Origin of the sequence: Asanoa siamensis, assembly GCF_016862555.1 — a bacterium.
Lineage (GTDB): Bacteria > Actinomycetota > Actinomycetes > Mycobacteriales > Micromonosporaceae > Asanoa > Asanoa siamensis.
The window spans coordinates 38,858-58,332 of the sequence record NZ_BONE01000010.1; the positions used below are offsets into that span (position 1 = coordinate 38,858).

18 protein-coding genes are annotated in these 19,475 nt (G+C 72.5%); 14 read left to right on the plus strand and 4 right to left on the minus strand.

Annotated elements, in window-relative coordinates; all coding sequences use genetic code 11:
- Positions 1–62 precede the first annotated feature (62 nt).
- On the plus strand, positions 63–620 hold the full coding sequence (locus Asi02nite_RS08695) for a hypothetical protein (protein WP_203711666.1): 558 nt from the start codon (positions 63–65) through the stop codon (positions 618–620).
- A gap of 105 nt (positions 621–725) precedes the next feature.
- Here the strand turns inward: Asi02nite_RS08695 and Asi02nite_RS08700 are convergent, their stop codons facing one another.
- Positions 726–1,298 (minus strand): TetR/AcrR family transcriptional regulator, encoded by a 573-nt coding sequence (locus tag Asi02nite_RS08700; RefSeq protein ID WP_203711667.1) that lies wholly within the window; start codon positions 1,296–1,298, stop codon positions 726–728.
- Between the two features lie 72 nt (positions 1,299–1,370).
- Here Asi02nite_RS08700 and Asi02nite_RS08705 point away from each other — a divergent pair, with 72 nt between their 5' ends.
- The 5 genes from Asi02nite_RS08705 to Asi02nite_RS08725 all read left to right on the plus strand — a co-directional run bounded on the left by Asi02nite_RS08705 (position 1,371) and on the right by Asi02nite_RS08725 (position 6,215).
- On the plus strand, positions 1,371–3,143 hold the full coding sequence (locus Asi02nite_RS08705; RefSeq protein ID WP_203711668.1) for an ABC transporter ATP-binding protein: 1,773 nt from the start codon (positions 1,371–1,373) through the stop codon (positions 3,141–3,143).
- Between the two features lie 357 nt (positions 3,144–3,500).
- Positions 3,501–3,815, plus strand: a complete 315-nt coding sequence (gene rplU, locus Asi02nite_RS08710) for a 50S ribosomal protein L21 (protein ID WP_203711669.1) — start codon at positions 3,501–3,503, stop codon at positions 3,813–3,815.
- 10 nt (positions 3,816–3,825) lie between these two features.
- A complete protein-coding gene (rpmA, locus tag Asi02nite_RS08715) occupies positions 3,826–4,080 on the plus strand; it encodes a 50S ribosomal protein L27 (RefSeq protein WP_203711670.1) in 255 nt (84 codons plus the stop codon).
- Between the two features lie 187 nt (positions 4,081–4,267).
- A complete protein-coding gene (obgE, locus tag Asi02nite_RS08720) occupies positions 4,268–5,719 on the plus strand; it encodes a GTPase ObgE (RefSeq protein ID WP_203711671.1) in 1,452 nt (483 codons plus the stop codon).
- Positions 5,720–5,753: 34 nt separating this feature from the next.
- A complete protein-coding gene (locus Asi02nite_RS08725) occupies positions 5,754–6,215 on the plus strand; it encodes a GNAT family N-acetyltransferase (RefSeq protein WP_203711672.1) in 462 nt (153 codons plus the stop codon).
- 63 nt (positions 6,216–6,278) lie between these two features.
- Here the strand turns inward: Asi02nite_RS08725 and Asi02nite_RS08730 are convergent, their stop codons facing one another.
- On the minus strand, positions 6,279–7,931 hold the full coding sequence (locus Asi02nite_RS08730) for a DHA2 family efflux MFS transporter permease subunit (protein WP_203711673.1): 1,653 nt from the start codon (positions 7,929–7,931) through the stop codon (positions 6,279–6,281).
- 59 nt (positions 7,932–7,990) lie between these two features.
- Complete coding sequence (locus Asi02nite_RS08735) at positions 7,991–8,905, minus strand: tryptophan--tRNA ligase (RefSeq protein ID WP_203711674.1); 915 nt, start codon at positions 8,903–8,905, stop codon at positions 7,991–7,993.
- Positions 8,906–9,199: 294 nt separating this feature from the next.
- Between Asi02nite_RS08735 and Asi02nite_RS08740 the strand changes: the two genes are divergently transcribed.
- Complete coding sequence (locus Asi02nite_RS08740; RefSeq protein WP_203711675.1) at positions 9,200–9,721, plus strand: hypothetical protein; 522 nt, start codon at positions 9,200–9,202, stop codon at positions 9,719–9,721.
- Positions 9,722–9,755: 34 nt separating this feature from the next.
- On the opposite strand, the gene Asi02nite_RS08745 is transcribed toward Asi02nite_RS08740, so the two are convergent.
- Positions 9,756–9,977, minus strand: a complete 222-nt coding sequence (locus Asi02nite_RS08745; RefSeq protein WP_203711676.1) for a DUF397 domain-containing protein — start codon at positions 9,975–9,977, stop codon at positions 9,756–9,758.
- Positions 9,978–10,079: 102 nt separating this feature from the next.
- On the opposite strand from Asi02nite_RS08745, the gene pepN reads away from it, so the two are divergent.
- The 7 genes from pepN (at position 10,080) to Asi02nite_RS08780 (ending at position 19,462) form a co-directional block, all read left to right on the plus strand.
- On the plus strand, positions 10,080–12,548 hold the full coding sequence (gene pepN / locus Asi02nite_RS08750) for an aminopeptidase N (RefSeq protein ID WP_203711677.1): 2,469 nt from the start codon (positions 10,080–10,082) through the stop codon (positions 12,546–12,548).
- 18 nt (positions 12,549–12,566) lie between these two features.
- Positions 12,567–13,172 (plus strand): nicotinate-nucleotide adenylyltransferase, encoded by a 606-nt coding sequence (gene nadD, locus Asi02nite_RS08755; protein WP_203711678.1) that lies wholly within the window; start codon positions 12,567–12,569, stop codon positions 13,170–13,172.
- Between the two features lie 78 nt (positions 13,173–13,250).
- Positions 13,251–13,676: a ribosome silencing factor gene (rsfS, locus tag Asi02nite_RS08760; RefSeq protein ID WP_203711679.1), complete on the plus strand. Its 426-nt coding sequence runs from the start codon at positions 13,251–13,253 to the stop codon at positions 13,674–13,676.
- Entirely contained in the window at positions 13,673–14,296 is a 624-nt protein-coding gene (locus tag Asi02nite_RS08765) for a histidine phosphatase family protein (protein WP_203711680.1), read from the plus strand. The genes rsfS and Asi02nite_RS08765 overlap by 4 nt, the downstream gene beginning before the upstream one ends.
- Positions 14,297–14,549: 253 nt before the next feature.
- Positions 14,550–15,392, plus strand: a complete 843-nt coding sequence (locus Asi02nite_RS08770) for a DegV family protein (RefSeq protein ID WP_203711681.1) — start codon at positions 14,550–14,552, stop codon at positions 15,390–15,392.
- Positions 15,393–15,573: 181 nt separating this feature from the next.
- Positions 15,574–16,407, plus strand: coding sequence for a ComEA family DNA-binding protein (locus tag Asi02nite_RS08775; RefSeq protein WP_239126575.1), 834 nt, complete (start codon positions 15,574–15,576; stop codon positions 16,405–16,407).
- Between the two features lie 664 nt (positions 16,408–17,071).
- Complete coding sequence (locus Asi02nite_RS08780; protein ID WP_373312197.1) at positions 17,072–19,462, plus strand: ComEC/Rec2 family competence protein; 2,391 nt, start codon at positions 17,072–17,074, stop codon at positions 19,460–19,462.
- Positions 19,463–19,475: the final 13 nt, after the last annotated feature.

Sequence of the window (19,475 nt, forward strand, 5' to 3'; positions counted from 1 at the left end):
GTTCGTGAATGCGCGTTAGGGTCGCGGCATCGTCCCGCCGCCACCCCCGGAGGACCATCCCGATGCGTCTGCGTCGTCAGTTTGCCGTGCTCGTCGTGTCCGTCGCTCTGGTCGCCGTCGCCGGGTGTTCCGGCGATGTGGAGGGTCGTGGTGACGGCAGCGCCGCGCCGGGGGCCAGTGCGTCGGGGAGTGCCGCGCCCTCGGCGGCGCCGTCCGGGAGCGCGGCGGTGCCGGGCGGCACGCCGGCGCCGAACATCACGCTCGGCCCGGCGCCGACGGCGAAGGCCGGCGGCAACGCCACGCAGGTCTGCGCCGACGCGCGCAAGGCCACGGAGAGCGGCACGACCGGGTTCGTGCAGCAGCTCACCGCGGTGCTGGAGGCGCAGGGCAAGAACGACAAGACGGCCGAGGCCGCGGCCGAGAAGAAGCTCGGTGCCACCCTGGACACCTGGGCCGCCGACCTGCGCAAGGCCTCCACGGCCGCGACCGACGGTCAACTCAAGACCACGTTGTCGCAGCTCGCCGGGCAGGTCGACACCATGACCTCGAACGTCGAGACCATCGACGACGCCACCCTCGGCGCCATCCAGGATCGCCTCGACACGCTCTGCCCGAACTGACCGGTCTTGACCGTGTCGCCGCGGACCTGGCAGCGGAGCGCAGCGTAGCGGTGTCCGGCGGGAGCGACGGTCGTGCCCCCGGCGGACCCGGGACCGGATCGGCTCCTAGACGCTCGTGCGCGGGGTGACCGCGCCGTCGACCGTGCGGACCAGCAGGTTGAGGACCTCGTGGCGGGACGCGCCGTGTTGCGTGACGTAGGCCCAGCCCGCGTAGAGCTGTGACCACATCAGGCTGGACAGCCACGGCGCGGGCAGGCCCGGGTCGATCGTGCCGTCGCGGTGGCCGCGGTCGATCATCGCGCTGAAGCGGTCATCGCAGCCGTCGTCGACGATCGGGGTCGACTCGCTGAGGCAGTCCGGGTCCGTGAAGATCAGGGAAAGGAGGCTGCCGAGGTCGAAGTACTCGCGGCAGAGGCGGAGCAGCGCCGCGCAGCCCGTGCCCTCGTCGAGGCGCGCGCTGGCGGTGGCGTGGTCGAGTCGGGCGCTGCCCTCGGCGGCGACGGCCCGCATCAGGTCGGAGCGCTCCGGGAAGTAGCGGTGCAGGGTCGTGCGGCCCACGTCGGCGGCCGTGGCGATCTCACCCAGGGCGGCGCCGGGGTTCTGCCCGAGCACGTCGATCGCGGCGGACAGGATCGCCTGCCTGGTGCGGGCCCGCGCACCACGTTCATGTACCTGCACAGGCTGAGGTTAGCAGTCTCAATTCGGATTCTCACTTGACTCTTGTGGAACATCCGCGTTCCACTAGAGCGCATGACCGTCCCGCCTCCGCGGTTCGCGCGGCTTCGCACGCTCGTCTCGTTCGTCGCGCCGCACCGGCGGGTGCTGGTCGCCGGGTTCCTGCTCGGCCTGCTCGCCAGCGCGGTCGGGCTGGCGACGCCGCTGGTCACCAAGTGGGTGATCGACACGCTGGGCCAGGACCACGCGCCGCTCTGGCGGCCCGTCGGGGTGCTGCTCGCGCTCGTCGTGGTCGGCGCGGCCATCTCCATGTGGCAGTGGGTGATCATGGGCACCGTCGCCGAGAAGGTGGTGCTCGACGCCCGGGTCTCGATGATCAGGCAGTACTTCGCCGCCCGGGTCCGGGAGATCACCGGCCGGCCGACCGGCGAGCTGGTCACCCGGGTGACGTCCGACGCCGGCCTGCTGCACAGTGCCTCGGCCAGCCTCGTCGGCCTGCTCAACAGCTCGCTCGCGCTGGTGGCCACGCTGGTGCTGATGGGCGTGCTCGACATCGTCCTGCTCGGGCTGACGCTGGCCTCGGTCGTGGTGGTGGGCGCGATCATGATCACGCTGATGCCGGCGATCGCGAAGGCGCAGGAGGCCGCGCAGGAGTCGGTGGGCCGGCTCGGCGGGGCGCTCGAGGGCACGCTGCGGGCCATCCGGACGGTCAAGGCGAGCCGGGCCGAGGTGCGGCAGACCGACCGGATCGTCGCCGACGCCCGCGACTCCGCCAGGCATGGCATCCGGGCCGCGCGGCGCACGGCGACCGTCTGGACGATCTCCTGGACCGGCATCCAGCTCGCGATCATCGTGATCCTCGGCCTCGGCGCCTGGCGGGCCGATCGCGGGTTGATCGAGATCTCGAGCCTCATCGCGTTCCTGCTGTACGCGTTCCAGCTCATGGGCCCGATCAGCGAGCTCACCGAGAACGTCACCAACCTGCAGGCGGGCATGGCCGCCGCCGCCCGGATCCAGCAGGTGGCGGCGATGGAGGTCGAGCCGCGGTCGCCGGGCGCGTCGGCTGCTGTTCCGGGCTCGGTCGACGCGCCGGTTCTGGAGTTCCGCTCGGTGACCGCCCGTTATGCGCCAGGGACCGAGCCGGCGGTACGGGGGATCGACCTGATCGTGCCCCGGCGCGGCCATACGGCGATCGTCGGGCCGTCGGGTGCGGGGAAGACCACGCTGTTCTCGCTGATCCTGCGGTTCCTGGAGCCGGAGAGCGGGGAGGTGCTGCTCGACGGGCGGCCGTACGGGTCGTTCACGCACGACGAGGTGCGCTCGCGGCTGGCGTACGTGGAGCAGGAGACCCCCGTCGTGCCCGGCACGATCCGCGACAACCTGCTGTTCACGCACCCGGACGCCACGGAGGCGGAGGTGCTGGCGGTGCTCCGGGCGGTACGGCTGGACGACAAGATCGACTCGCTCGCGGAGGGGCTGGACACGTCGCTGACCGAGAACGAGGTCAGCGGCGGGCAGCGGCAGCGGATCGCGCTGGCCCGGGCGATCCTGCGTACGCCGGACGTGCTGCTCCTCGACGAGGCCACCGCCCAGGTCGACGGCCTGACGGAGGCGGCGCTGCACGACTGCATCCGGGAGCGCGCGTCGTCCGGCGCGGTGGTGACGATCGCCCACCGCCTGTCGACGGTCCTGGACGCGGACACGATCGTGGTGCTGGACGAGGGCCGCATCCGGGCCCGCGGGACGCACGCGGAGCTGCTGGCCGGTGACGCGCTCTACCGCAAGCTGGTCGAGGCGCTCCGCATCGCCGAGACCCGCCCGCACCCGACCCCGATCGGCGCCGTCTGACCCTGAGGCTCGCCCGTCGCACCGACCCCGGCCTCGATCCCGGCGGGCGCCGCCATCCCGGCGCCGCATCCGGCGCGACCTCACCCCGCCGTGAGCCCCACCACCTCGTTGGCGGGGTGGGGTGGCTGTTGTCCGTGGTTATCGTGGGAAGTGGCCAGCGTGCCGGCTTGCGGTGTCGGCTCGTGGGCTGCTCGTTCGGGGCCTGGTTTGGGGCGCCGGTCGGGTATGCCGTACGCTTGCCTGTGGCGCACTCCCGTGCGCCGCGTTCACGTGTGCCCGCCGATCGTGCTTTCGCACTCAGGTGTTGTGGCCGACGTCGAACGGCCACCGCCACGCTACGACAGGAGTCCGCGTCCCATGTACGCGATCGTCAAGACCGGCGGCAAGCAGTACAAGGTCGCCGAGGGTGACGTGATCGAGGTCGAGAAGCTCGTCGGCGAGCCCGGCGACGCGGTAACGCTCGCCGCGGTGCTCCTCGTTGACGGTGACGACCTGGTGACCGACTCGGCGCAGCTTGCCAAGGTCTCGGTGTCCGGCGAGATCGCCGCGCACACCAAGGGCCCCAAGATCCGGATCCACAAGTTCAAGAACAAGACCGGCTACCACAAGCGCCAGGGTCACCGACAGAAGCTGACCCAGGTCAAGGTCACCGGCATCTCCAGCGGGAAGTAGGGCGTAGGCGATGGCTCACAAAAAGGGTGCGTCCAGCTCGCGCAACGGTCGCGACTCCGCGGCTCAGCGCCTGGGCGTGAAGCGGTTCGGTGGCCAGGTGGTCAGCGCCGGCGAGATCCTGATCCGCCAGCGCGGCACCAAGTTCCACCCGGGTGACCTGGTCGGCCGTGGCGGCGACGACACGCTGTTCGCGCTGGCCGCGGGCGCGGTCCAGTTCGGCACCAAGCGCGGTCGCAAGACCGTCAACATCGTGCCGAGCGCCTGAGGCGGGGTTAACCCACACCAGCAACTCGTCGAAGCGGGCCGTGGACCACAGTGTCCCGGCCCGTTTCGCGTTTTCGGGTTGTGCCGCGGCACGCGGCACAATTGACAACCGCGGACCTGATGTCTGGCGGGAGCGACGGTCGCGCCCACGGCGGGCCCGAGCGGATAGATCGATGAAATGAGGGTCCGTGGCTACGTTCGTTGACCGGGTCGTCCTGCATCTGCGGGCCGGCGACGGCGGGCACGGCTGCGTGTCGATCCATCGCGAGAAGTTCAAGCCGCTCGGCGGGCCCGACGGCGGCAACGGCGGGCACGGCGGCAGCGTGTCGTTCACCGTCGACCCGCAGGTGCACACGCTGCTCGACTTCCACTTCCGGCCGCACGTGAAGGCCTCGAACGGCGCGGGCGGCGCGGGCTCCAACCGCGACGGCGCCACGGGCGGCGACCTGGTCCTGCGCGTGCCGGACGGCACCGTGGTGCTGACCACCGACGGCGAGGTGCTGGCCGACCTGGTCGGCGCGGGTACGACCATCGAGGTGGCCCGCGGCGGCCGCGGTGGCCGGGGCAACGCCTCGCTGGCCAACTCGCGCCGCAAGGCCCCCGGCTTCGCGGAGCTGGGTGAGCCGGGGGAGCGGCTCGACGTCGTGCTCGAGCTGAAGAGCGTCGCCGACGTCGGGCTCGTCGGTTTCCCGTCGGCCGGCAAGTCGTCGCTGATCTCGGTGCTCTCCGCCGCGAAGCCGAAGATCGCCGACTACCCGTTCACGACGCTGGTGCCGAACCTCGGTGTCGTGCGGCTCGACGACCACACGTTCACGATCGCCGACGTGCCGGGGCTGATCCCGGGCGCGGCGACCGGCAAGGGGCTCGGGCTCGAGTTCCTCCGGCACATCGAGCGCACCGCCGTGCTGGTGCACGTCGTCGACGCGGCCACGATGGAGCCCGGGCGCGACCCGGTCTCCGACATCGACGCGATCGAGGCGGAGCTGGCCGCGTACGGCGGTCTCGAGGACCGGCCGCGGCTCGTCGCCATCAACAAGATCGACGTGCCGGACGGGCGGGACCTCGCCGAGATCGTCCGGCCGGATCTCGAGGAGCGCGGCTTCCAGGTGTATGAGGTCAGCGCGGCGACCCGGGAGGGGCTGCGCGAGCTGACCTACGCGATGGCCGAGCTGGTCGCGTCGAAGCGGGCCACGGCGCCCGAGGCCGAGGCGACGCGGATCATCCTGCGGCCGCGCGCGGTCGACGACGCGGGCTTCACCGTCGAGTTCGACGAGGTCGACGAGGCGTTCGTGGTGAAGGGCTCGCAGCCGGAGCGTTGGGTCCGGCAGACGAACTTCGACAACGACGAGGCGGTCGGCTACCTCTCCGACCGGCTCAACCGGCTCGGGGTCGAGGACCAGCTCGCCAAGGCCGGCGCGGTGCAGGGCAGCCTGGTACGGATCGGCGACCGCGAGTTCGACTGGGAGCCGACCCTCGGTGCGGGCATCGACCCGACCGCCGGCCTGCGCGGCACCGACGCGCGGATCACCGAACGGCCGACCCGGGCCCGGGCCTCGGAGCGGCTCGCGGCCCGCAAGGCGCGCCGCCAGCCGACCCCTGACCTGCCGGAGTACGGCACCGACTTCGACGACGAGTCGTAACAGGCGCGAAACGGGACCTCGTTAGGTTCGGCCGGTGAGAGTGGAGAACCGGCTGGGCGACGAGCCCGACCTGGTCGCGCTGGTCGCCGCCCAACAGGCTGAGCTGCGCGCGGCCGAGGCGGCGAGCGAGGCGATCGACGGGTCCTTCCCGTTGCACGACGACATCCGCTACCTGGTGCTGCTGGTCGACGACGAGGTCGTCGCGTGCGGTGCGCTGCAGGCGCTCGACGGGTCGGCGGTCGAGATCAAGCGCATGTACGTGCGACCGGACCGGCGCGGCGACGGCTTCGGCCGGGCGATGCTCGCGGTGCTCGAGGACCGGGCGGCCGCGGACGGCTTCACGGTCGCCCGGCTGGAGACGGGCAGCTACCTGCCGGCGGCGCTGGGCCTGTACCGCAAGGCGGGCTACCGCCCGATCCCTACCTACGGCGAGTACGTCACCAATCCTTACAGCCGCTGCTTCGAGAAAGCGCTCAAGGCACCGGCACCCGCCTGACGGCGGCTCGCTCCGCCGTGCGCGGTCCGTGCGCCGGCGAGCGGCGTCCGTCCCGGGGCGAGGTCAGGCCTGGGCCGGTGCCTCGGCCGGGTGGGGGTCCGTGGGTGGCTCGGCCGTCGCTGGGCGGTTGCGGACGAGCAGGCAGCTCACCGCCGCGATCGCCAGGACGGCCAAGGGTAGGAGGAGCGTCGCCTTCATCGCCGACGTGAAGCCCTCGTGGAACGTGCGGGTCGCGATCTCGGTCAGCGCCTGGCGATATTGCTCGGGCACGCCCGCCGGTAGCGCCGCGCCTGACTGGCCCGTGCCGATGTGCAGGCTGTCGCCCGTCGCGCCGGCGACCGCGTCGACGAACGGCTGCCGGACCTCCGGTGGCAGGTCGGCCGAGTTTGCCCGCGCCGCCGCCGTGAGCTTGACCGTGAGCTGCGCCTGCAGCAGCGCGCCCACCGCCGCCGAACCGATCACCGCGCCGAGTTGCCGCGTGGTGTTGATCAGCCCGGACGCCGCGCCCGCCTGCCGCGGTGGCACGTTGCGCATCGCGATCGTCTGCAGTGGAGCGAACACGAACCCGAGCCCGGCGCCCGCGATCAGCAGCCCGGGTAGCAGCCCCCACTGCCCGGTGCCCACCTCGGCCAGCGCGACCACCGTCGCCATGCCCGCGCACCACAGCGTCAGCCCGATGGTCAGCACCCACCGGCCGATCGCGCGATCGGCCAGCCGACCGGCGAACGGCGCGATCACCATCGACATCAGCGACGCCGGCGCGATCGCGAGCCCGGCCTGCAACGCGGTCAGCCCGAGCACCGACTGCAGGTAGATGACCAGTGGTAGGAACAGCCCGAGCATGCCGAACGAGATCGCCGCGCTGATCCAGCTCATCACCGCGAAGTTGCGGTCCTTGAAGATGGTGAACGGCACGAGCGGCTCGCCGGCGCGCGTGACGTACTGGTGGACCAGGAAGACCGCGAGCACCAGCACACCGGCGCCGATCACCTCGGTGATCGTGATCGGACCCCAGACCCGGCCCCAATCGTGCGGCTCGCCCTCGATCAGGCCGTAGACCAGCAGGAACAACCCGACGGTGGCGAGCGCGGTGCCTGTCCAGTCGAGCCGGTGGCGCCGGTTGAGCCGTAGGTCCGGCATCACGATCAGCGCGAGCACCACGGTCAGGATGCCGACCGGGACGTTGACGAAGAAGATCCATTCCCAGCCGAAGTCGGTGACCAGGTAGCCGCCGAGCGTCGGACCCGCGACCGTGGCGATGCCGGCCACCGAGCCCCACACGCCGAACGCGACGCCCCGCTTGTCGGGCGGGAAGAGCACGGTGATCGTGGACAGTGTCTGCGGCGTGAGCAGCGCGCCGCCGACGCCCTGCACCACGCGGAACAGGATCAGCTGCTCGGGCGTGCTGGCCAGGCCGCAGGCGGCCGACGCCACGGTGAACACCACGAGCCCGAGGACGAACAGCCGCTTGGGCCCGAACAAGTCGCCCAGCCGGCCGGCGGTGATCAGCAGGACCGCGTAGACCAGCACGTACGCGTTGACGATCCAGAGGATCTGGTCGAGCGACGCGTCGAGGCTCGTGCTCATGTCCGGGATCGCGATGTTCACGATCGTCGTATCGAGCAGGATCATGAAGAAGCCCAGGCAGAGCGTGGCGAGGACCAACCAGGGGTTGGCTTCCTGGCGCCCGGAGGCGGGAGCGGTCGGTGCGGTCATCACACGGTCCTCTCGGGACGTGAATGGGCGTCCATAGGTCTAACACGCGCGTACGACAGTCAGGTCAGCAGGCCGATCGCGCGCTTGACCCGGAAGACGGTCTCCGCCGTGCGCCCCCGCGCCCGCTCCGCCCCGTCGGCCAGCAGCCGGCGCACGTAACCCGGGTCCCGGGCGAGCGTCGCGTGGCGCGCGCGCACCGGCCGCAGCAGGCCGAGCACCGCCTCGGCCGTGACGCGCCTGAGCTCGGCGTGCCCCCGCAGGTCCGCCCCGACCGTCGCCGGCGCACCGCCGACGCAGGCCGCCAGGATCTCCAGCAGGTTGCTGACCCCGGGCCGCGCCGCCGGGTCGTACCCGATGGGTCCGTCCTCTTCGGTCATCGCCTGCTCGATTGTGTGGATGACCAGCTCGGGCGGGTCGAGCAGGCCGATCACGCCGGGCGACGCCGGGCGGCCCATCTTGACCGTCGGATCGGCCAGATCGAGCACCCGCGCGGCGACCGGCGGCGTGACCACCGACGGCAGCACGAACGTGGACCCGTAGCGCCGGTTGAACCGGGACGCGATGTCGCGGGTCAGCGCGACGTGCTGCCGCTGGTCAGCACCGGCCGGCACCTCCGCCGCGTCGTGCAGCAGGATGTCGGCCGCCTGCGGCCGCGTCCGACCGCGCGATGTCGTGCGTGCCAGCAGATGGTGCAGCTCGGCGTGGTCGGGCACCTGGGACTGCGCGTAGAACAGGGTGCGGTCGGGGTCGACGCCGGCGGCCAGCAGCACGGTCGCCTGGCGCAGCGTCGTCTCGCGCACCGTCGCGCGGCCCGGCACCGGCTGGCCCGGCGCGAGCGCGTGCAGGTCGGCGAGGAACACGGTCGAGTCGGTCGTGTACTGGTCGCGGACCATCGGCTGGATCGCGCTGAGCAGGTTGCCGAGATGCAGGTCGCCACTCGGCTTGAAGCCGGTGAGCCGGCGGTTCGTGGTCATGGCTGCCTCCGATGTGCGAGGAGCCGCGCGGTGCCAGGGGTCGAATGTGGACGGCCACCCGGACTCGGGCGGCCGTTGACGTGGGCACGCGGATGCGGGGCCGCCCTCTAGGGCGACCACCAGCCGAGGAAGCTCAGCGTCCGCATCCGACAAACGCTAGCAGCCGGTACGCGTACCGCGATAGGTCGAAACCGGCGTCGCTGGCCCCCTCCGCTGGCTCCTCCCGGCGCGCGGGACGGCGGCGAGACTCGGTCGCGAACGGGTGCACGGGGCGCCCGGGCGGGGGAGGCGGCGATGCGAGTCCACCACTTCCTACTGGTCGTCGACCGGGCGCCCGGTCTCAACCACCATCGCGGCCTGGCGGTGCTACCGGCGCCGCCGCGGTTGGAGACGGGTGCCGACGGCACGCACCGGCTGGCCTTCGACCGTCCGGCGGCCGCGCTGGCCGACGCGATCGCGGCCGCGATCCAACAGGTCGAGAATCGGACAGACCTTCATGTCGTACGCGTGGCCGACCGCGACTGGCTCACCCTGGCCGAGATCGCGGCGCGGATCGGCCGCTCGCGCGAGATCGTCCGGCTGTGGGCGGTCGGCCGGCGCGGGCCGGGCGGCTTCCCGGCACCGCTCGAGCCCGACCAGGACACCAGCTACTACAGCTGGGCGCAGGTGTCACCCTGGCTGCGGGAGCGGATGGGCTACGACCTGCCCGACGACGAGCCGATCCTGGCGGCGACCAACCTGGCGCTGCAGTTGCGGGCGCTGGTGCCGCGGATCCGGCACATGCAACTCATCCGCGACCTGCTGGCGGCGGCATGACCGGGCGGTGGCCAGGCGCGTCGGTGCGGCCGGGTCAGGCGAGGTCGAACTCGCCGTCCCGGGCGCCGGCCACGAACGCGTCCCACTCGGCCTGCGTGAAGACCAGCACCGGGCCCTGCGGGTCGGCCGAGTTGCGCAACCCGATGAGGTCGTCGACGAACGCGACCTCGACCGACCCGTTGTCGGCGGGAACGTCGCCGACCCGCTGCCATTCGGCCCGCGCCAGGTCGAAATCTCCCTTGGGATGGTGTGCCATCTCGCTGCTCCTCGGATGCTCGGGCCGCGGGGGCGGACCGTCAGGCTATACCGCATTCGGGGCGGGTCGCCCCACCCGCGCACGTTCGTGCACGATAGGCGGATGCGCAGCCTGACCCAGCAGGAGGCGACCGACCGGGCCGCCGCGATCACCGTCGAGTCGTACACCATCGATCTCGACGTCACGACCGGCGACGCCTTCCGGTCGACCAGCACCGTCGCGTTCCGGGCCGCCGACCCCGGCTCGGCGACGTTCGTCGAGCTCAAGCCCGTACGCCTGCACGCCGTTTCGCTCAATGGCGTGGCCCTCGACCCCGCCGCGCTCGACGGCAACAGGCTGACCCTCGCCGACCTGCGCGCCGACAACGTGCTCACGGTCGAGGCCGACATGGCCTACTCCAACTCGTCCGAGGGCCTGCACCGGTTCGTCGACCCGGCCGACGGCGGCGTCTACCTGCACGCCACGTCGTTCCTCGACGAGGCGCAGCGCGTCTTCGCCTGCTTCGACCAGCCCGACCTGAAGGCCCCGGTGACGATGCGGGTCACCGCGCCGAGCGGGTGGACGGTTGCCGCCAACGCCGCCGTGGCCGCGACGACGCCGGGCGACGGGACGACGAGGTGGGAGTTTGCCACGACGTGGCCGCTGGCGACCTACTTCGTCACGGTGATCGCGGGGCCCTACCACGTGGTCGAGTCCACTCACGACGGCATTCCGATGGCGATCTACTGCAAGGCCTCGGCGGCGGAGCACCTCGACAAGGACGCCGACGAGATCTTCGAGATCACCCGGCAGTGCCTCGACCGGTTCCACGAGCTGTTCGGCTTCCGCTACCCGTTCGGCAAGTACGACCAGGCGTTCGTGCCCGAGTTCAACGCGGGCGCCATGGAAAATCCGGGCCTGGTGGTGATCCGCGACGAGTACGTCTTCCGGTCGGCGGTCACCGACTCCGAGCGGGAGCTGCGCGCCACGACGATCGCGCACGAGATGGCGCACATGTGGTTCGGCGACCTCGTCACGATGCGCTGGTGGGACGACCTGTGGCTCAACGAGTCCTTCGCCGAGTACATGGGCACCCGGGTCACGGCCGAGGCGACCCGCTTCCGCGACGCGTGGACGACGTTCGGCATGCGGCGCAAGGCCTGGGGGTACGAGACCGACCAGCGGCCGTCGAGCCACCCCGTCGCGCCCACGAGCGTGCCGGACTCCGCTGACGCGCTGGTCAACTTCGACGGCATCTCGTACGCGAAGGGGGCCGCGGCCCTGCGCCAGCTCGTCGCCTGGGTGGGCGACGAGGCGTTCCTGGCCGGGATCCGCGCGCACTTCGAGGCCCACGCGTTCGGCAACGCGACGCTGACCGACCTGCTGGGCGCGCTCTCCGCGGCCAGCGGGCGCGACCTGTCCGACTGGGCGGCGCGCTGGCTGCGCGAGCCCGGCGTCAACACGCTGCGCGTCGACGGCCTCGCCGTGCTGCAGTCCGGCGCCGTGCTGCGACCCCACCGGGTCGCGCTCGGCCTCTACGACCACGGGCCCGACGGCGTGGCCACGCTGCGCCGGCGGGTCGAGGTCGACGTCGACGGCGCCCGCACCGAGGTGGCCGGGCTGCGCGGCGAGCCGGCCGCCGACCTGCTGCTGCTCAACGACGGCGACCTGACCTTCGCCAAGGTCCGGCTCGACCCGACGTCGGCGGCGGCGGTGCCCACCGTGCTGCCGACCTTGCGCGACTCGCTGAGCCGCGCCGTGCTCTGGACCTCGACGGTCGACGCCGTACGCGACGCGGAGCGCCCGGTCGGTGACCTCGTCGACCTGCTGGTCGCCGCCCTGCCGGCGGAGACCGAGGTGATCGTCGTCGTGGACGCGCTGCTGCAGGGGCGCAGCCTGATCGACCGCTATCTCGCGCCGGGTGAGCGGGCGGCGGCGCTGGCCCGGGTGGCGGCGGTGTGCGAGACGTTGGTGGGCAACGCCGCCGCCGGTGCGTCGCGCCGGCTGGCCGCGATGCGGGCGCTCGTCGACACGACCGTCGACGCGCCGCGGCTGCTCGGCTGGCTCGACGGTTCGGGCGTGCCCGACGGCCTCCAGGTCGACACCGACCTGCGCTGGCGGGTCGTCCACCGGCTGGCGGTGCTCGGGGCGATCGACGCCGACCGGATCGAGGCCGAGCTGGCGGGCGACCGCAGCGCGGCGGGCACCGAGTGGGCGGCGCGGGCGCGTGCGGCCCGCCCCGACCCGGCGGCGAAGGCGGCGGCCTGGCACGCGGTGATCAACGACGACGCGCTGTCCAACCGGCTGCTCGAGGCCAACGGGCGGGGTCTGTTCCAGCCGGAGCAGATCGAGCTGACGGCGCCCTACGTCGCGCGCTACTTCCGGGAGATGCCGGGGGCCGCGCGGCGCCGCAACCCGTACGCCGCCGAGCGCCTCGCGGACCTGGCGTTTCCCCGTTACCACGTCTCGGCGGAGACCCGGGACCTCGCGGCGGCGATGCTCGCGAGCGACGACCTGACGCCCGGGCTGCGCCGCATAGTGATCGACAACGACGATGACCTTCGTCTCGCACTGGCTGCCCGGGCTCGGTGACGGGCTTACGATCCGGTGATGAGCGACGATCTAGGCGGGGTTCGCCGGGTTGGGATCATGGGCGGCACGTTCGACCCGATTCACCACGGTCACCTGGTCGCGGCCAGCGAGGTGGCCGACAACTACGCCCTGGACGAGGTCGTCTTCGTACCCACGGGCCAGCCGTGGCAGAAGGAGAGCACGGCGGTGTCCCCGGCGGAGGACCGCTACCTGATGACCGTGATCGCGACGGCGTCGAACCCGCGGTTCCACGTCAGCCGCGTCGACATCGACCGCGACGGCCCCACCTACACCGTCGACACCTTGCGCGACATCCGTGCCATGTACGGCACGAAGACGCAGCTCTTCTTCATCACGGGCGCGGACGCCCTGGCGCGGATCCTGTCGTGGAAAGACACCGATCAGATGTTCGAGCTCGCCCATTTCGTCGCCGTCACCCGCCCCGGATTCACCCTGAGTAACGACCACCTGCCCGAGGACGCGGTCTCGATGATCCAGGTCCCGGCGATGGCGATCTCGTCGACGGACTGCCGACAGCGGGTCGCGGCGGGGAAACCGGTCTGGTACCTGGTGCCCGACGGCGTCGTCCAGTACATCGCGAAGCGTCACCTGTACCGTGCGTGAACTCCTGTCCGCTGACCACGGCCGATCGCGCGGCGTGTGAGAGGCTTGGAGGGAAATGCCGTCGACCAGAGGAGCACGGTGACCGCTTCCGACCGCACGCGCGAGCTGGCGCTCGCCGCCGCGCAGGCCGCAGCCGACAAGAAGGCGCAAGACATCGTCATCATCGACGTCGCCGACCAGTTGGTGATCACAGATGCCTTCCTGATCGCCTCCGCGCCCAACGAGCGGCAGGTCCTCGCCATCGTCGACGCGATCGAGGAGCGGCTGCTCACCCTGCCCGAGAAGGCCAAGCCCGTCCGCCGCGAGGGTGAGCGGGCAGGTCGCTGGGTGCTGCTCGACTACGTCGACCTGGTGGTGCACGTCCAGCACAGCGAGGAGCGGGAGTTCTACTCGCTCGACCGGCTGTGGAAGGACTGCCCGACCATCCCGTTCGTGGACCGCGACCTGGTCCCGGCGACCGCTGACGCCTCCACCCCGGGTGGCGAGGCGAGCCCGGCCGAATGACCAGACTGCTCGTCTGGCGGCACGGCAACACCGACTACAACGCGGGCGGCCGCGTACAGGGCCAGACCGACGCGCCCCTGAACGCCCGGGGCCGCGACCAGGCCGCCGCCGGCGCCGCGTTGCTCGCCTCCCTGAAGCCTGACGTGCTGGTCAGCAGCGACCTGTCCCGCGCCCACGACACGGCCTCGGCGTTGGCGGCCCTGACCGGCCTGTCGATCAAGTCGGACGCGCGCCTACGCGAACGCCACTTCGGCGAGTGGCAGGGCGAACTGCTGACGGACATCGAGGCCCGGTATCCCGCGGAGTACGCCCGCTGGCGCGCCGGCGACCCATCGCCCGGCTCGGGCATCGAGAGCCTGGACGACCTCGCGAAGCGGATGCTGGCGGCCCTCCAGGACGCGGCCACCCTGGCCCCGGGTGGCACCGTGGTGGTGACCACCCATGGTGGCGCGGCCCGGCAGGGGTGCGGCGCGCTGCTGGGCTGGCCCAACGAGGCGATCCGGACGCTGGGGTCGCTGCACAACTGCCACTGGACGGAACTCCGCGACCGCACCAAGCGCACGGGGGGCACGGGCTGGCAGCTGATGGCCCACAACGTGGGTGTGATCGGCGAGCACTGAACCGCGCTGATCGCCTGCGGCGCGTCTTCGTGTCCGCGCTGCGCCTTCCGCGGGCCGCGCCCGCGGCCTCCCGCGTCCGCGGCCTCCCGCGTCCGCGCTCGCCCCGCGCCTCCGTTGCAGGTCCTTCTTGGTGGGTGCGGCCGGTACAGGGCATCCCGGGTGATTGAGCTTTGTCGTATTCGTGATCGGTTGCTCGGCGGCCTTCTTTCTCGCATCGGCGGCAGGGGTGGCTGATCTCGGCTACCGTGCCCGCATGTCCGTAGCGGTCGTCACCGACTCCACCGCCTACCTGCCACCGTCCGTGGAGGCGGCGCTGACGGTGGTGCCGTTGACCGTCGCGATCAACGGCGTCGAGGGCTCGGAAGGGGTCGACGTCACCCCTGCCGAGGTAGCCCGCGCGCTCGGCGGCCGCCGGATCTCAGTCACCACCTCCCGTCCATCGCCGGCCGTGTTCGCGGCCGTCTACCAGCGCCTGCTCGACCAGGGCGCGTCCGCCGTGGTCTCCGTACACCTGTCGGCCCAGCTCTCGGGCACCGTCGACGCCGCCCGGCTGGCCGCCGCCGAGATCGGCCCGGCGGTAGCTGTCGTCGACGCGAAGTCCACCGGTATGGGTCTCGGCTTTCCCGCGCTGGCCGCGAACGCGGCCGCCGCCGACGGCGCCGACGCGGAGGCCGTCAGGCTGGCGGCGGTCGCGACCGCGGACCGCACGGCCACCCTGTTCTACGTCGACACCCTGGAGTTCCTCCGCCGTGGCGGCCGGATCAACGCCGCGTCAGCGCTGCTCGGCACCGCCCTGTCGGTGAAACCGATCCTCAACGTCGTCGACGGCGCCATCGTCGTACGCGACAAGGTCCGCACCGCGAGCCGTGGCCTCGCCCGACTCGTCGACCTGGCCGTCGAGTCCGCCGGCGACGCGACCGTCGACGTGGCGGTGCACCACCTCGACGGCGCGGAGCGCGCCGACCAACTCGCGACGACGCTGAAGGAGCGCCTCGGCGACAGGCTCCGCGACTGTTACGTGACGGAGATCGGCGCCGCCGTGGCCGCGCACGTCGGCCCCGGCTTGGCTTCCGTGGTCGTACATCGTCGTCCGTAGCCTCCGCCGCGCGGACGCCTGTCCGTCGGTGTCATGGCTCGCTCCTTCCACCTCGCGTTGACCGGGCTCCAGTGTCGAGGAGACTCGCGAGGGTCATTTGAGTTATCCACAGGCCGGAGTTATCCACAGGCCGCGATGAATGGCACACGTCCGGTGACAGGGCGGCCATAGCGTCGCTCGCGTGTCCGATGACGAGGCCCTCGTACGCCAACGGTTGGCGCGGCTGAACGCCGAGCCGAACCCCGCCGACCCCTACACGGCGCTGACCCGTCCTCTGCGGTCGCCGTTCGAAGGACTCGACGACCCGGCGACGTTCGCGACGACGTTCCCGCGCGCGGAGACGCCCGCGCCACGGGCCGACCCACTGCCGGCCGAGGACCTAGCTCCGGAGCCCGAACGCCTACTGGGCGGCCCGGGTCCGTTCGACCCCGGCCGGCGCGGCGTCAAGGCGCTCGCGGTCGTCGCGGCCGTGGTGGTGCTGGTCGCGGCCTTCTTCGCCTACCGGGCCCGGCCCAAGGTGGAGCCGGTCGCGCCGGTCTCCGCGCCAACCGCCGCAGACGTCGGCGCGCCGCCGACCAGCGGTTCGGCCGAGATCGTGGTCGCCGTGGCGGGCAAGGTCAAGAAACCGGGTCTGGTACGCCTCCCCGCCGGCGCCAGGCTGGCCGACGCGGTGGAAGCGGCCGGCGGCACCCTGCCCGGCACGGACCTGACCTCGGTCAACCTCGCCCGCCGCCTCACCGACGGCGAGCTGGTGCTGGTCGCCGTCACGCCGCCGCCCGGCGCGCCGGCCGAAGCCTCAGCGGGCCCGAACCAACAACCCGGCGGCAAGCTCAACCTCAACACTGCGACGCTCGCCGAGCTCGACGGCCTGCCCGGCGTCGGACCGGTCCTCGCGCAACGCATCCTCGACCACCGCACAGCCAAGGGAGGCTTCAAATCGGTCGGCGATCTCCGCAACGTCGACGGCATCGGGGCCAGCCGCTACGAGGACCTTAAAGAGCTGGTGACGGTATGAGCGCCAGCAACGGGCCTCGCCACCGTGGCCGCACACGCGCTTGGGTGGCTGCCCTGGTCGGCTGGCGAGAGTTGGTGGCGCCGTGACGACCGAAGAGTCGGCGGGGCGGTCGGGCGCTGCTGACGGGCAGGATCGTCCGCCGCCGGACCTGCGCTTGGCGGGCATGGCCTTGGGCACCTGGCTCAGCGCGCTGGCGGCGCTGTACGTGAGCGCGCGCACCGGCGCGTTGGTGGCGGCGGGAGCAGCCGTGCTGACCGTCCTGTTGCTGATGCTGGCTGGCCGTGCAGGTCTACGGGAGGCCCTCGGGTTTCGCTGGGTGCAGCGTCCGCCCCGATTCCGATCGGGCGAGGCAGGACCGTCCGGGTTGGCCCTGCGAGCAAAGGCGGTGCGATCGCATGCGGCTCGCTCAGTCCGCAGGCTCAGCGGTCGGCGCAGCACCCCACCGCAGGCGGCGGACGTTGCACCGTGGCTGCGGGACACCCAAGGGCTGGGCCACGTCCCACGGGCGCTCGGGGGCGATGCGCCGGGGCTTGGTGACGTGCCACGAGGACCGCGCAACGTCCCACGGGGGTTTGGAGGCGACGCGCGGGGGCTTGGTGACGTGCCACGAGGACCGCGCAACGTCCTACGCGCGCTCGGAGGCGACGCGCGGCGGCTTGGCAACGTGCTACGAGGACCGCATAACGTCCCGCAGGCGCCAGGCGACGGACGGGTCCTGGGTGACGTGCCACGAGGGCCGCACAACGCACGGCCGCTAGGCGTCGCACCCGAGCTGCGTGACGTGCGACGAGGGCTGCGCGACGTCCCCCGGGGCCCGCGGCACAACCTTAGGGCCGCGTCCCACAACATTCTCCGGAGCCCGCGCAACGTCCTGCGGAGTCAGGTGGCGCGACGTGTCGCGGTCGCGGTCCTGCTGGGGGCCGTGTGCGGTGCCGGCGCGACAGCTGCCCGCGTCGCGGTGCGGGACGCTCCGGCGGTCGCGGCCCTCGCCGACGTGCGGGAGTCCGTGGTGGCCGAGATGGTCGTCCGCGACGATCCACGGCTTGTCGGGGCGGCGAGCCGGCCGATGTACGCCGTGGCCGCCGACCTCCGCTGGCTCCGGCCGGTCGACGCCGACCAGCGCCGGATCGACGTGCGCGCCCGCGTTCTCGTGCTGGCCACCCATCCGGCTTGGGGAGCGCCGCTGCCGGGCCAACGGGTACGCGTCGAGGGAAGGCTGGCCCGCCCGCGCGGCGGTGACCTGACCGCCGCGGTGGTCTCCTCCTCGGCAGCGCCCGAGCCGGTGGGCCGACCGTCGTGGGCGCAGCGGGCCGCCGGGGCACTTCGGGCGGGGCTACAGCGCGCCTGCATGACGCTGCCGCCCGAGGCCGGTGGTCTGCTGCCCGGTCTCGTCCTCGGTGACACCAGCCGGCTCGATCCAGCGGTCGCCGACGACTTCAAGACGACGGGCCTCACGCACCTGACGGCCGTGTCGGGCGCGAACGTCGCGATCGTGATCGGTTTCGTATTGCTCGTCACGCGGTGGTGCCGGGCCGGGCGGTGGGCGTCCGCGATCCTCTGTGGAGTGGCGCTGGTCGGCTTCGTGATCCTGGTGCGGCCCTCGCCGAGCGTGGTGCGGGCCGCCACGATGGGGGCGATCGGGCTGCTGGCCCTGGCCAGTGGGCGGTCCCGGGCGGCCGTGCCCGCGCTGGCGGCCGCGATCGTCGTGCTGGTGGTCGTCGACCCGGAGTTGGCGGGCGATGCCGGGTTCGCGCTGTCGGTCCTGGCGACCGGTGGGCTGCTGCTGCTCGCACCGAAGATCCGCGACTGGCTGCGCCGCCGGCGCGTGCCACCTGGCCTCGCGGAGGCGCTCGCCATCCCCGTGGCCGCGCAGGTGACCTGTGGTCCCGTCGTGGCGGCCCTGTCCGGGGCGGTGAGCTTCGTGTCGATCCCGGCCAACCTGCTCGCCGCGCCCGCCGTGGCTCCGGCGACCGTCGTCGGCGTCTTCGCCACGATCACCTCGGCGGCATGGCCGGCCGGCGGTGAGTTCCTGGCCTGGGTCGCGCACTGGCCGGCCCGCTGGCTCGTGCTGATCGCCCGCCACGGCGCCGCGACGCCGATGGGCAGCCTTCCCTGGCCCGGCGGTGTCGGTGGTGGCCTCCTGCTCGGGGCGCTCACCGTGGCCGTCCTGATCGCCATGCGCCGCCGGTTGGCCCGCCGGCTGATCGCTGTCGTGGCGGCCGCCTCGGTGGTGGGTGCGCTGCCGGTACGCGTGCTCACCAGCACCTGGCCGCCGCCCGGTTGGGTGGTCGTGGCGTGCGACGTCGGTCAGGGCGACATGACGGTGCTACCGGCCGGCGGGGCGGCGGCGATCGTCGTAGACGCCGGCCCGGATCCCGCGGCGGCCGACGGCTGCCTGGACAGGCTCGGCGTACGCACCGTGCGGTTGTTCGTCGTCAGCCACTTCCACGCCGACCACGTGGGCGGTGTGGCGGGCGTCGGCCGCGGGCGGCGGATCGAAGCCGTCGTCACACCGCGGCACGCGGAACCCGCCAGCGGCCGGGACCAGGTCGCCGCCGTGGCGACGGAGGCGGGCGCGACGATGACGCCCGTCGGCGTGGGGTGGCGGCCGTCCCCAGCGACGGCGGACCTCGTCGCCTTGGGGCCGCCGGTCGAGATGTCGGGAACACGGTCCGATCCCAACAACAACTCCCTCGTTCTCCGGGCGACCATCGGCGGGGTGGGCGTCATGCTTCCCGGCGACGCCGAAGAGGAGGAGCAGCGGGCGATCGTCGACCACTACGGCACCGCCGCGTTGGGGGCACAGGTGCTGAAGGTGGCCCACCACGGGTCCGCCTACCAGGAGACGGCGTTCCTCGACGCCATCGACCCGGCGGTCGCCCTCGTGTCGGTCGGGGTCGATAACGATTACGGGCATCCGAACCCCGCGTTGATCGCCCGGTTGAGCCGTGACGGAGCCCGCGTAATGCGTACCGATCTCGGTGGTGACCTGGCCGTAGTGCGGAGAGGGGGTGGTCTCGCGGTCGTGGCATCGGGGCCGGTCCGCAGAGCGTGATAATCCCGTGCAC

Bases quoted from the DNA above. Each gene is read 5' to 3' on its own strand.
- pepN (WP_203711677.1), top strand. From the start codon at position 10,080: ATGCGCAGCCTGACCCAGCAGGAGGCGACCGACCGGGCCGCCGCGATC.
- Asi02nite_RS08730 (WP_203711673.1), bottom strand. From the start codon at position 7,931: ATGACCGCACCGACCGCTCCCGCCTCCGGGCGCCAGGAAGCCAACCCC.
- Asi02nite_RS08740 (WP_203711675.1), top strand. From the start codon at position 9,200: ATGCGAGTCCACCACTTCCTACTGGTCGTCGACCGGGCGCCCGGTCTC.
- nadD (WP_203711678.1), top strand. From the start codon at position 12,567: ATGAGCGACGATCTAGGCGGGGTTCGCCGGGTTGGGATCATGGGCGGC.
- Asi02nite_RS08745 (WP_203711676.1), bottom strand. From the start codon at position 9,977: ATGGCACACCATCCCAAGGGAGATTTCGACCTGGCGCGGGCCGAATGG.
- rpmA (WP_203711670.1), top strand. From the start codon at position 3,826: ATGGCTCACAAAAAGGGTGCGTCCAGCTCGCGCAACGGTCGCGACTCC.
- Asi02nite_RS08695 (WP_203711666.1), top strand. From the start codon at position 63: ATGCGTCTGCGTCGTCAGTTTGCCGTGCTCGTCGTGTCCGTCGCTCTG.
- Asi02nite_RS08765 (WP_203711680.1), top strand. From the start codon at position 13,673: ATGACCAGACTGCTCGTCTGGCGGCACGGCAACACCGACTACAACGCG.
- Asi02nite_RS08770 (WP_203711681.1), top strand. From the start codon at position 14,550: ATGTCCGTAGCGGTCGTCACCGACTCCACCGCCTACCTGCCACCGTCC.
- Asi02nite_RS08705 (WP_203711668.1), top strand. From the start codon at position 1,371: ATGACCGTCCCGCCTCCGCGGTTCGCGCGGCTTCGCACGCTCGTCTCG.
- rplU (WP_203711669.1), top strand. From the start codon at position 3,501: ATGTACGCGATCGTCAAGACCGGCGGCAAGCAGTACAAGGTCGCCGAG.
- Asi02nite_RS08735 (WP_203711674.1), bottom strand. From the start codon at position 8,905: ATGACCACGAACCGCCGGCTCACCGGCTTCAAGCCGAGTGGCGACCTG.